Raw genomic sequence first — 11,416 nt, 5'->3', positions numbered from 1 at the left:
TACCGCCCCCTTAATGGATTGTCCCGTTAGATTCAGCTTTGATATCCTCGACTAAATCAATAAACAATGTTGAAAGTAATTCTTGTCCTAATGAGGTTAATGCTAAAGGGGTATCTGTACTTTCTATGTACATGTCTTTCAACATTCCATAAGTGCGATTTAATCCCTCTTTTTCTCCGAAATCCTCAATCAAGCATTGCTTAAGATTGATATCTAAACCTAAGACAATTAAATCTTTGTTAATATCAATCTTAGTGCCTTCATGAATAAATACCTGACTATCATTTTTGTTAATCTGCTCAATTAAAAACAGACTTGCTACTATCGCCATAGTTGAATCAACGATGATATGGTGGATTGCGGTTATTCTTTGTTGGTTATCCATAATAATTACTCCTTAATTTGTTCCATATATCGCCTAACTTCGGGCGGTAATCGTTTGGTTACATCTGCTAGCAAGTGAGGAATGTCTGCCTTGCCAAAAGAAAGAATTTCCACATATTTGTTATTTTTGAGCCTTAGCGCGGTGATGGTTCCATCGCTATTGTATTTAAAGTCAAACTCGTTCATTTACTGACCCCTCGCTCTGTTTCACTTCGAAATAGCTTTTTAGAATCAGTTATTAGGTCTGATATCGCACCAAGCACATATGAGCGTAGTTCATCGCTTAATTGACTACCTGAATCGCATTCACACATTAAAAGCATTGTTATTGCGTCTGCCTGACCTAGTTTTGAGTTAATAGTATTAATTGCATCTAAAGAGATATTAGCCATTGTCTTTACCCCCTAATAAGTGGTATTCCTGTAAATCATCAAAGGCTTGCTCTGCTAAATCGACTATAGCCCATAGCAAATTACTCATATCCGATTGGTTAATAAAAGGCTCGTCATACCCTGATAATTTGTAATTTGTATTATCTAGCGCGATTTTTGCCATACTTTTAACTTGAAGAAGTGTGCCTTCAACTTTACAAACTAATTGATGGTTATTCATGGCTATAACCTCCCCAAGTTCTAGCTCGTTCAATGATTGGGGTTAATCGAATTCTGGCAATAAAGATAAGCGATTGCTTGCCTAAGCTCTTACGTGCTTCTCGTTCAGTTGTAGCTGTAGTTTGGATAACTTGAGCGGTTGAAAGGTCGTAAAATTTAAATAGTTTTTGTGTGGATACAATAGGGTTAGGGGTAGTAGTCATAATGACAGCCTCCAGTAGATAATTATTAAGATAATCACCGCTAGAGGTTCCAATCTCGTTGGCGGTGACATTAGCAGGGTTGGAACTACTAGCTCTACTGGATACTAGCCAACCTTTCGGTTGCCCCACTAACGCCACCATAGAAAAAGATTTGATAAATAGGTGCGCGCAAGCATTGACACAAAAAAAGACGCTTAGGGCGTCATGTGTCGCCAGTAGGATAAACAGGGTTCCAATCCTGACACTAGATTTTGCTAGTGCAAGATTAATATAGCCCAAATTCTGAAATTCATGCAAGCGCTTTTTTATTTTTACCTTCGTTATTACTGATTGACGCGAAAGACTCACCAAGCCAAATAAGAAATAATTTACCAGCTTAATACCACTTTTTGGTGGTATTTGTTTTCCTGGTTCCTTTTTTATGGGCTGACAAAACCTAGTTATTAGTATTCTGCTTTCCCTTTTTATGGACTCAAGAAACATATTTTTGAAATTCAACCCCATGCAATGAGTTTCCCGATGCATACACGCGCGCGTAGTGATATCAATAAAATCTTCTCTAACGTGTCGGAAAATTGCGCCGTAACGCTTCACAGGGCGATTATTTAAGGGTTGGGGATACATCAGTATTGCTAGATTGTTATATAAACTTGTAGTCATGATTAAGCCTCTTTACCAATTAATCTAGTCATGTAGCTTTGTGATAGCTTGATTAGTTCATCTTTCCTTTGCTCATAACTCCAACCCAAATCAATTAGTGTAATATTAGAACGCTCAAGATAAGCTATTTGGTTTAGTTGTTCTTCATTGAGGTAATCGCGGATATCACCAGTTATATTATGAGTTTTTCGGAAAGCTTTAGCTGTCATACCTAGTACAATACCGTTAATCATATTAAATTCGTTAGTATAGTTATGAGGTTTTGTCTCTTTGCCAAGTGATAGCCTGTGTAGAGTTAATGCATCACACATAGGACGGCTATAGTTTGCAACTTCATTTCGTGCTTTTAAGCGTTTTAGCTCTTTCTTTTGGATGGCGGGTGCAATGTTCTTAAGGTGTTCTTCACAACGAATAAAGTATTTTCTGATAGCTCGCCCGTGTTCATTGTTTTCAATCATTGCTAATTCTTTAGCGGTTCCAATCGTGAGAATATAATCAATACTTTTACGGTCTCCGCCTCGCTTAGTTGTCCACTGTTCATTATTTGCACTTTGATTCCTGAATTCTAATGAATCAAAGGTTAAAAAATCATCACCTTTAATTAGGTTATATTCTTTTATTCTTCCCTTTATCCATGTGGAAAAATCATTTCCTACTTTTAAGTAAGAATGCAATGCTTTGGCGCTAACTGTTTGCTGTAATTTACCGTTGAATTGCGTTTCTATTACTGGTACTAAATTATTAAAATCTGTCATAAGTATTACTCCTAGCGTGTCGAAAAATTCCCCTTTTAGCTGAATTTAGGCAAGGGGAGACCGTAACGAGTTTTTTCGTTTTACTTTAAAATCAATTAGTTATTTCGGTGTTTTTTAGCTAGACACTTAACGCGAGATTGGCTATCATTGGAAGAGTCATTATTCCAGTGTTAGCCCTTTTATCATTTCGCGATATAAAGGGTTTTGCTTTATCACCATTAAGCCACCTCTCGACGTTCTACTCTGCGAGATTCAAGCCAAGAGTAAATCTCATCAGCGCGATACCCTACGCGGCGCAAGCCGATTCTTATTTTTTGTGGAAAGGTTTTATCTTTCATTTCTAGCGTATAAAGACTAGTGTCAGATTTGAAGTGAAGTAAATTTTTAACTTCTTTCTTAGATAGGATTGTATTTGTCATTTTTTATTTCCTTTATTCATCAGTGGTTATCATTATGATACTGGATAAATACCTAGTGTTCCATTGAATTAGGAATTACTTTGAAATAAATGCAATTCCACCAAAATAATTTTATTCCATTAAAATAATGATCCGCCGCTGATGCTATAAAAAACACTTTAATATGGAAAAAAGTTAGAATATACCTTATTGTTTTATTTATTTTTATTCTGAATATTTCATTTTATTTAGGTAAATTAGGGTCAATATAAGTCAATTTGGTTTTTTTGAATGATTTTGTAAATCGTTTAAGGGCGTTGCAGATCTTTATTAATCTTTACAGATTTTTACAAATTTTACGGCACAATTTGGGCGCAAAGAGAAAAAGAGGAATAAGTATAAAAAGGGGGAAAAGAGTAAAAATTATTATTATTTATAGAGATAATTTTTTTAATTAGAAAAAATGACCAACGGATTTTTAGGAAACAGGTCATTTAAATTAGAAGATTAGTTTTGAGTATAAGAAAGTGCTAACTTGGCTTTTTCATAAAAAGAAGATTTGGATAAACCATCTAAATTTAAGTTATTTTTTTCTGCCATCTCATCTATAGCTTTTTTGATTGCTGCAATATTAGGTTTTTCAGCAGTTCCATATGAATTACCTTGTTTCTCGGCAATTAGCTTTAATAACATGCCTGTCATTTTGTAGATATTTGTTTGCTCTTCGTCTTTCTTATACAGTCCTCTTTGGCTTTTAGATAGTTCAGTACCTTTATCAACTAAATCTTTACCTCCAATTTTGTAGAGAGTTTCTTTCCACTTTTGAGTTTCAGTTATATTTATAATAGCTTTTAATGCTCGCTTTTTTACTGGTTCAGGAGTGACATCTTCATCAATTAAAATATAAGCTATAGTAAACATAATATCTGCAAATCCTGTTTGGTACATGCTTCCACTATAAGAAGTTAGGCAACGCTGGATATAGTTTCGATAAGAACGAAAATCAGCTAATTTGTCTTGAGGTATTTCTTTTATCTTAATATATGGATCTAAACCGCATAATAGTAAAGCTAGTTCTTTAGATTCGATTATTGGTAACTTAGTTGCTTGTTCGAAAACCCCCATTTTTGCAAAACTTACCATGCATTCCTCCTACTTGCTGATATTAGCTAGATTCAAATAATACTTTAACATACAGTTAGATACATTATAACACTGTATCTATATACAGAAATACAATCATGGTAAAATTGGAGGAGTAAAATAATATTTTGAGGATAGGTAAATGAGAGATTTAATAAAAAATAATAATAAATATTTGAGCCGTCGCGCTACATCAAAATTTCAGGCTCGTACGCTAGCAAGATAGTAGTAAGCCCTTTGATGGCTTTTTAAATTCAACCCCATGAAAGGGATTTGTAAGTTGTCTTTATTATGAAGATAACTGCCTTTTATGATTAAATTGGTATCCATTTATTAAATACCTTTTTACTGGATACTTGTTTGGATACCTATATTAAATAGATTTTTAGGTATTTAAATTCCATATGAAGTGGCTCAAGTTGAGCATCTAAAACTTGAGCAGGTAACAAGTTTATGCTCTTTGCTTGTCAGGTGGTTAAATTCTTGATGGTGGCGATACTAGTTCTATGCGCATTGGTTTTGATTTGGCTATAATGCTATTTCCCATAGATTGATGATCTAATGTCTGCTTTTCAGAATAGCCATGATTAGCAAGCATCAATTTGACAATACTCGCGTTAAACTCACCTTTTAAGCCTTTATTAATCAACTCCACTTCTTGGCGTGCTTTGATAAGTTCTAACATGTCCTTAAATTCTTCGCTTGAACTTGCATAATTATATAAACTCGACCTTGAACAGTTAGCATATAAAGTCAGTCCAGCCATAGAGGGAATGATTTCGCCATTTTTGATATAGCCCTGTTTATGCAAATACTCTAGCCCTAGTTTTAACATGTCCTTTATCTTTGATTTTCGCCCTGCCATATTACCACTTAACTTACTAATAATAAGGCTATTATAATCCAACAAGGCGAATTATCAGATTGCTTTCTAACGTGTCCAAAAATTCACTAAGCCAACCAAGAGGAGGGGGTAGTAAATTTCTACAACTTTTTGCCTTCAAAACCGCCCCTCTGCTTTTTATGCAAAACCGCGAATTGAAATAATTTTTTTGACCGTTATTACTAAATGGGTAACCATAAATATCTATGGTTGAGTAACTCAAGCCAATGCAATAAATCTGCTAGCTTTTTAGCAGATTACAAATTTAATACTGTATGGTGGAAATCACCATTCAGCTGCCTAATGATCAAGCGAAATAATAATATATTGATTATTAACAAATTGAATATTTGGGTTGTCCGTAATATTAATATAAATCATACTGTTATATGTGTGATCTAAAAGATATAGATGTATGTATAGTAATGAATACTTATGAACACTTAAAAAATAAGTATACATAATATAATTTATTAATATATATCAAGTTTTTTGTATTTATGTATAGTATGTATAGTTATCTGATAAATTCTAAATTAACGGGGGGTAATTAAATAAGCAAAGTATATGTTGTGCGTAACTCAAATCTGAGTTACGACTAACGCACTGATTTGTAATGTAAAGGATGACATTTGAAAAAGCACCCCTCAGATATGAGGAGTGGTTATTATGGAGAATTGAAGTGAATAACCCAAATATGGGGCACGGTATGAATAGCGTGATATGGTTAATGATTAACTAGCTTTAGATTACGGTTACCTGACAATGAGACATTCCCTTTACTGGCTTGCTCGACAAAGTCGCCCCACCAGTCTAACATAATTCTCCTTTGTTCCAAATAAGTAGCTCTGTTATAAGCCCGTCTAACGCTATTACTATCAACATGAGCAAGCGCGGCTTCAATAACATTAGGGTCAAAGCCTTGCTCGTTTAATATTGTGCTCGCTAAAGCTCTTAATCCATGCGCCACTAACTTATCTTTATATCCCATTCGTTTAATTGCCATATTCGCTGTTTGGCTATTCATGGGAGTGGAAAAAGGAGGTTTTAGACTTGGGAAAATGTGTTCCCTGTGACCGCTTATAGGTTTCATGATTGATAGAAGTGCCATAGCTTGCTTATTAAGAGTGATAGTATGTTCTCTTCTCATCTTCATTTTTTCAGCAGGAATTACCCACAAGCAATTATTAAAGTCAATTTCCTGCCATTTCACTCCTACAGCTTCATTAGGACGGGTCATTGTTAATAGTTGCCATTCAATTAAGCAACGCGTCTGTAATTCAATTCTAGCCATAGCAAGAGCCTGCATAAATTCAGGTAGCTCTTGTGCTTTGATTGTTGGCATTTGTCCTTTTGTAGGGCTTTCAAATGCATCTTTAATCTTGACTACTGGGTTAGCCTCAATTAAGCCTATATTCACAGCATAAAACATAATTTCATTAATGCGTTGGCAAAGCCTTTTAATCGTTTCTAATTTGCCACTTGCTCTTAATGGCTCCATAACTTTGATGAAGTCTTTTGCCTTTAATTTGAAGATGGAACTATTACCGATGTAAGGGAAAATATGTAACTCTAATGAGTTCCAAATACCTTTTAATGTAATTTCAGTTAATCCTTTACTACTCTTAACTTTAAACCAGTCAGTAGCTACCTTTTTAAATGTACTGGTTATTTCGTCTTGCTTGCGTTGTTCTAGTTCTGCTTTATGTTCTTGAGGATCTATACCTTGTTTAATTAATTCGCGTGCTTCGTCTCGTTGTTTTCGTGCTTGTTGTAGCGAAACTTCTGGATAACTTCCAAAGCTTACAGTAGTTCTATTATTAGTTATAGGTCGGTAATATCTAAATTGCCATATTTTTGTGCCTGTTGACTTAATAAGTAAAAGCAAACCATTTCCATCATAAATAGGATAATCTTTACTTTGTGGCTTGGCATTCTTTATTTGTGTATCAGTCATTGGAATTACTTTTTTAGGCATACTTTACTCTTATGGGACTATGAAATTATTTTATTATGTTTATGTAGTCCTTAATATAGTCCTAAAAATTCTGGTTGTAAATGTATCTTACTGGTGCTTAATGAATAATAAAATAGGATTTAAGCCTTGTATTTGTTGGTTTTGATGTGTTTTAAAGGATTTAAAAGAATGTTACTGAATAGTGAATTGGTGGAGCTGGCGGGAGTTGAACCCGCGTCCGAAATCTCTACATCCTTGGTACTACATGCGTAGTTTGTCTTTAAATTTCGCTTACCCGCTGCGGACAAACACGCCACTGATAAACTAGCTTGATTAAATTTAATGCTTCCGCCCCAAGCAAGGCTTCCACACGATCTCGTTTAGGTTTGACTCCTCTTGATCCCCGTCCTACGAGCGGAGGCTAGGGAGAGAAGGCTCTATACAGGTTATTAAGCTGCTAGTGCGTAGTTTTCGTCGTTTGCGACTATTTTTTTGCGGTTTATTTACGAGGCCTACCGCACCTCGGCATGCACCTTGGGTTTCGCAAATCCCGTCGAATCCAGAATCAGCCCCAATTGTGGTTGGTATTTTTGGAAAATATTGGGGCATTATAGGTGAATTCAAGCAGTAATACAAGTTATCCGACTTCAGGATTTACCCAATTTTCAGTTGGTTGTTCTGGTTTTAATGCGGCAATAATATTATCAACAGCACATTTGGCCATGGCATATCGAGTTTCAGTGGTTGCTGAACCTACGTGTGGTGATAATAAAACATTATCAAGTTTTAATAATGGCGAATCTTTGGCTAATGGTTCAACTTCAAAAACGTCTAAGCCAGCAGCCTTAATTGTTTTATTTTTTAATGCTTCATAGAGCGCTTGTTCATCAATTATTGCACCTCGAGCGCCATTGATAAGGATAGCTGATGATTTCATTAACGCTAATTTTTGTTTAGTAATAAGTCGTTTTGTTTGATCGGTTAGCGGTAAAATGATAACAACAAAGTCAGCTTGTTTAAGGACATCATCTAGTTCAAGACGTTTAGCATGATAGGCTTGTTCAACATGGGCATTGGCTGAACGATTATAATATAGGATGTTCATATCAAAACCACAATGTGCTCGTTTAGCTATGGCTTGACCAATACGGCCCATGCCTAAAATACCAATGGTTTTACCATAAATATCTGTACCAAAGTATTCAGGTGTGATGCTTTTATTCCAACCACCATTATGAATAAGATTAGATAATTCAACGGTTCGACGAGCGGTAGCCATGAGTAGGGTAAAAATGAGATCAGCGGTACTTTCAGTGAGAACTTTCGGAGTATTCATTAATCGGACGCCATGTTTTTTCAAAGCAAGCAAATCATAATTATCAAAACCGACTGAAATTGTCGCCGCCGCTTTTAATTTAGGGGTTTGTTGTAAAAAATTATCATCAATCCGAGTTGGAATATTAGATCCAATCATACCGTCAGCATTGGCTAATATTTGGATAAATTCACTAATATCGGTTTTGGGATCACCTTGAAATAGTGTTAGATTGAAAGCTTGCACTAGTCTTTCTTGCTGATCAGCTGGAATTTTACTAAATAAAACAACATTCTTTTTCATAAATACTCCTATATAGCTATATAGACTATTTTTACCGCAGTATAGCGTTAGCTTATTTAAATTTGCAATGAAATTAAGTTTTAAGCAAATTAGTTTTTCTGTGCTGAAAAATGAGAAATATTTATATTTTTTTAAATATTTTTTAAAATAATTATTTATATAAATCAATATAATAGAATGTTTTTTGGAAAAATATTAAATTTTTTTGAAATTAATTGGAACTTTTTGTGATTTAGTCTGTCTATATATTCAGATTACGTTAATTCATTTTTTTGCCCTCCACTCATTTTTGAGTGGATTTTTTTTGCCTACAATTTTTATTAGTACTAACTAGTCCTGCTATAGAATTATATAATCTACATAAATAATCGATATATGAAAATATATTGAACAATTATTAACAGCAAGTTAATATCTAGCGATTTTCATTATTCTAATAAATAGTGTTATTTTTATTATTATCAAGCCTTTTATCTATTCTCAATTTATTTGGTATATTTAGTCTGGTAACTAAGTAATAAGGTAATGGATGGTGCTTAAATACTAATAAGTGAGCAGAGAGAATTTTTATGTTATTTTCATCAAGGACAAAAGGCCACCTAATCGCACTGATGACAGTGTTTATTTGGGGAATCACTTATATTGCCACCAAAGTTTTACTGACAGATTTTAAACCGATTGAAATTCTCTTTTTTCGCTTTACCTTAGGTTATATCACGCTTTGGTTGTTAGCACCTCGCTTTTTCACTTGGAAAGGGATTAAACAAGAGTTGATGTTCCTTGGCGCTGGATTTTGTGGTGTCACTTGTTATTTTCTTTGTGAAAATATTGCTTTAACCTATACTACCGCATCAAATGTTGGTGTGATCACCACACTAGCTCCAGTCTTTACTGCTATATTGGCCATCTTCTTCCTTAAGGCTGAAAAACCAGCGAAAGTATTTTATATCGGCTGTCTATTCGGCATGATAGGTATAGCCTTAATTAGCTTCAATGGTCAGTTTGTATTATCGGTTAATCCACTTGGTGATTTACTGGCGGTGTTTGCTTGCCTATTTTGGGCGTGTTATTCAATTTTAACTAAAAAAAGTAGTAACTATGGTTACAATATTATTTTGCTGACGCGAAGATTCTTTTTTTACGGTCTAATGTTTATGCTACCCGCACTGTATTTATTTGGTTTTGAATGGAATTTTTCTCGATTTGAGCAACCAATAAACTTAATGAATATCTTATTTTTAGGCGTCGGTGCTTCAGCTATCTGCTTTGCCTCTTGGAACTATGCGGTAAAATTAGTGGGTGCGGTCAAAATTAGCATCTATATCTATTTAGTACCAATTTTGACAATTATTAATGCAGTATTAATTTTAGATGAACCTTTTACATGGATTGCGGCAATAGGTACCTTATTTACACTTGGTGGCGTATTCTATCAGAAGGTAAAATCAAACTTAAAAAGCATTAATATTTTTATAATTTTTTATTAATGCTTTTATTTAAAAATAATACTTAAATCGCAACATTTATTGCATACGTTTGTCGATAGCTTGCATAATAATTTGCCCTAAGTGCTGATAATTTTCATCAAAATGATGGCCACCCGGTAGTTGAAATGCTTCGCCTTTCATCTCCGGTTGTAGGCAACCGCTATTATCTTTCTCTTCTGCGCCATAGATACAGAATAATTTCTTTTCCGGAATCTGCGCAACCTCAGGTGCTGTTTTCATTTCATCGCCAGATTGCCCCAGCCAACCACTGACTTCTATTTCAAAATTAGCATCTTTAGAAAAAGCAATCATGATCAATGCTTGAACGCTTTGTTGATCTGCTTTGGATAAGCGATTATATAGTGCTGGTAAAATGTCACCACCAAAAGAATAACCCGCTAGTACAAATTTATTCACACCCCATTTATCACGGTATTCTTGCATTAAATAAGTCAGATCTTTAGCACTACGTTCAACCGAGCGATGTTGCCAAAAAAGTTTTAACGCATCGACCCCAACCACCGAATAACCATGTGAAGCCATATATTCTGCTGAAACTTTATCTAAATCTCGCCAACCACCATCACCTGAATAATAAAAGGTAGCACTATTCGGATGTTGTGGATTAGCTTTAGCTGGTAATTCAATGACAGGTAATGGTTCATGTTTACCAAATAAAATCGAGGATAAATGTAAACTTAACAGTTCGCTTGGTGACGCTTGATACTCACCAATTGACGTGGTTACTTTAATCTGTTTTTGTTGGCGAGGAAAAATAGCCACTTGTTCATCAGGTGGATTGTTCCAAATAACCTGCCATGTTCCATGGCTGGCCTGTGCAGGTAAAGGTGCGTCGCAATCTTTATGATCTAAAGTAAACTCAATGGATAAAGCTTTAGCATCATCATCTTGTTGTTTGCTTAACCAACGATAAGCGAAAGCTGCACCTTCTTGCATGCCGGCAACAGTAAATTTATCCTCATTTAAGATCTTCTTCGCTTGTTCAAAGCGTGTTTGTTGTTCGGCACAACTTCCTTGTGGTTGTAATTCAAATTGCACCAATTTAGCACCCATTGATTCAGATAAGGTTAATAATTGATTAGCGGTAAAGTGATTATCTTGTGTCGCAACAATTATTGCTGAAGCTTCTGCTGACTGTCTAGGGCTAGCAGATAAGATAGTAAAGTTTTGATTAATTGTAAAAGTATTAACCGAAGCAGTTCGTTGGTTTTTATAACTGTACCAACCTTTAGCAATACAAAATGTAATGAATACTAAAATAATGAATAATAAAACATAAAGTATGATTTTTTTCAT

The 11,416-nt window shown here is 34.7% G+C and carries 13 protein-coding genes and 1 other RNA gene; 1 reads left to right on the top strand and 13 read right to left on the bottom strand.

Annotated elements, in window-relative coordinates:
• Positions 1-10 precede the first annotated feature (10 nt).
• From H3T80_RS08280 to H3T80_RS08225, 12 genes are all read right to left on the bottom strand, one after another.
• A complete protein-coding gene (locus H3T80_RS08280; protein ID WP_198201378.1) occupies positions 11-385 on the bottom strand; it encodes a hypothetical protein in 375 nt (124 codons plus the stop codon).
• Positions 386-390: 5 nt separating this feature from the next.
• Positions 391-570, bottom strand: a complete 180-nt coding sequence (locus tag H3T80_RS08275) for a hypothetical protein (RefSeq protein WP_198201377.1) — start codon at positions 568-570, stop codon at positions 391-393.
• The gene (locus H3T80_RS08270) at positions 567-776 is read right to left on the bottom strand and encodes a hypothetical protein (protein WP_198201376.1); all 210 of its coding nucleotides are present in this window, start codon (positions 774-776) and stop codon (positions 567-569) included. The genes H3T80_RS08275 and H3T80_RS08270 overlap by 4 nt, the downstream gene beginning before the upstream one ends.
• Positions 769-996 (bottom strand): hypothetical protein, encoded by a 228-nt coding sequence (locus H3T80_RS08265; RefSeq protein WP_198201375.1) that lies wholly within the window; start codon positions 994-996, stop codon positions 769-771. Before H3T80_RS08265 ends, H3T80_RS08270 begins: the two co-directional genes overlap by 8 nt.
• Positions 989-1,681 carry a host cell division inhibitor Icd-like protein gene (locus tag H3T80_RS08260; RefSeq protein WP_232350165.1) on the bottom strand — a complete coding sequence of 231 codons (693 nt, stop codon included), beginning with the start codon at positions 1,679-1,681 and terminating at the stop codon, positions 989-991. The genes H3T80_RS08265 and H3T80_RS08260 overlap by 8 nt, the downstream gene beginning before the upstream one ends.
• A gap of 179 nt (positions 1,682-1,860) precedes the next feature.
• Positions 1,861-2,613, bottom strand: coding sequence for an antA/AntB antirepressor family protein (locus tag H3T80_RS08255; protein ID WP_198201373.1), 753 nt, complete (start codon positions 2,611-2,613; stop codon positions 1,861-1,863).
• A 218-nt stretch (positions 2,614-2,831) separates the two neighbouring features.
• Positions 2,832-3,032, bottom strand: a complete 201-nt coding sequence (locus H3T80_RS08250) for an AlpA family transcriptional regulator (RefSeq protein ID WP_198201372.1) — start codon at positions 3,030-3,032, stop codon at positions 2,832-2,834.
• A 486-nt stretch (positions 3,033-3,518) separates the two neighbouring features.
• Positions 3,519-4,154 carry a hypothetical protein gene (locus H3T80_RS08245; RefSeq protein ID WP_198201371.1) on the bottom strand — a complete coding sequence of 212 codons (636 nt, stop codon included), beginning with the start codon at positions 4,152-4,154 and terminating at the stop codon, positions 3,519-3,521.
• 475 nt (positions 4,155-4,629) lie between these two features.
• Positions 4,630-5,019, bottom strand: coding sequence for a terminase small subunit (locus H3T80_RS08240; RefSeq protein ID WP_198201370.1), 390 nt, complete (start codon positions 5,017-5,019; stop codon positions 4,630-4,632).
• 745 nt (positions 5,020-5,764) lie between these two features.
• Positions 5,765-7,015, bottom strand: coding sequence for an integrase domain-containing protein (locus H3T80_RS08235; protein ID WP_198201369.1), 1,251 nt, complete (start codon positions 7,013-7,015; stop codon positions 5,765-5,767).
• A gap of 187 nt (positions 7,016-7,202) precedes the next feature.
• Positions 7,203-7,567, bottom strand: a transfer-messenger RNA (tmRNA) gene (gene ssrA, locus H3T80_RS08230).
• A gap of 64 nt (positions 7,568-7,631) precedes the next feature.
• Positions 7,632-8,612: a D-glycerate dehydrogenase gene (locus H3T80_RS08225; protein ID WP_198201367.1), complete on the bottom strand. Its 981-nt coding sequence runs from the start codon at positions 8,610-8,612 to the stop codon at positions 7,632-7,634.
• Between the two features lie 569 nt (positions 8,613-9,181).
• Here H3T80_RS08225 and H3T80_RS08220 point away from each other — a divergent pair.
• Positions 9,182-10,099: a DMT family transporter gene (locus tag H3T80_RS08220; RefSeq protein WP_198201365.1), complete on the top strand. Its 918-nt coding sequence runs from the start codon at positions 9,182-9,184 to the stop codon at positions 10,097-10,099.
• A gap of 36 nt (positions 10,100-10,135) precedes the next feature.
• Here H3T80_RS08220 and H3T80_RS08215 read toward each other — a convergent pair whose 3' ends face one another.
• Complete coding sequence (locus H3T80_RS08215; protein WP_198201363.1) at positions 10,136-11,416, bottom strand: virulence factor family protein; 1,281 nt, start codon at positions 11,414-11,416, stop codon at positions 10,136-10,138.

Source organism: Gilliamella sp. W8145 (genome assembly GCF_016101145.1).
In the GTDB taxonomy this organism is placed as follows: Bacteria; Pseudomonadota; Gammaproteobacteria; order Enterobacterales; family Orbaceae; genus Gilliamella; species Gilliamella apis_A.
The sequence above is the reverse complement of the archived record's forward strand: the minus strand, read 5'-3'. Positions and strand labels throughout refer to the sequence as shown.

Coding starts and splice junctions, on each gene's coding strand:
- H3T80_RS08255 (WP_198201373.1), bottom strand. CDS start 2,613: ATGACAGATTTTAATAATTTAGTACCAGTAATAGAAACGCAATTCAAC.
- H3T80_RS08235 (WP_198201369.1), bottom strand. CDS start 7,015: ATGCCTAAAAAAGTAATTCCAATGACTGATACACAAATAAAGAATGCC.
- H3T80_RS08225 (WP_198201367.1), bottom strand. CDS start 8,612: ATGAAAAAGAATGTTGTTTTATTTAGTAAAATTCCAGCTGATCAGCAA.
- H3T80_RS08250 (WP_198201372.1), bottom strand. CDS start 3,032: ATGACAAATACAATCCTATCTAAGAAAGAAGTTAAAAATTTACTTCAC.
- H3T80_RS08245 (WP_198201371.1), bottom strand. CDS start 4,154: ATGGTAAGTTTTGCAAAAATGGGGGTTTTCGAACAAGCAACTAAGTTA.
- H3T80_RS08265 (WP_198201375.1), bottom strand. CDS start 996: ATGAATAACCATCAATTAGTTTGTAAAGTTGAAGGCACACTTCTTCAA.
- H3T80_RS08270 (WP_198201376.1), bottom strand. CDS start 776: ATGGCTAATATCTCTTTAGATGCAATTAATACTATTAACTCAAAACTA.
- H3T80_RS08220 (WP_198201365.1), top strand. CDS start 9,182: ATGTTATTTTCATCAAGGACAAAAGGCCACCTAATCGCACTGATGACA.
- H3T80_RS08260 (WP_232350165.1), bottom strand. CDS start 1,681: ATGTTTCTTGAGTCCATAAAAAGGGAAAGCAGAATACTAATAACTAGG.
- H3T80_RS08280 (WP_198201378.1), bottom strand. CDS start 385: ATGGATAACCAACAAAGAATAACCGCAATCCACCATATCATCGTTGAT.
- H3T80_RS08275 (WP_198201377.1), bottom strand. CDS start 570: ATGAACGAGTTTGACTTTAAATACAATAGCGATGGAACCATCACCGCG.
- H3T80_RS08240 (WP_198201370.1), bottom strand. CDS start 5,019: ATGGCAGGGCGAAAATCAAAGATAAAGGACATGTTAAAACTAGGGCTA.
- H3T80_RS08215 (WP_198201363.1), bottom strand. CDS start 11,416: ATGAAAAAAATCATACTTTATGTTTTATTATTCATTATTTTAGTATTC.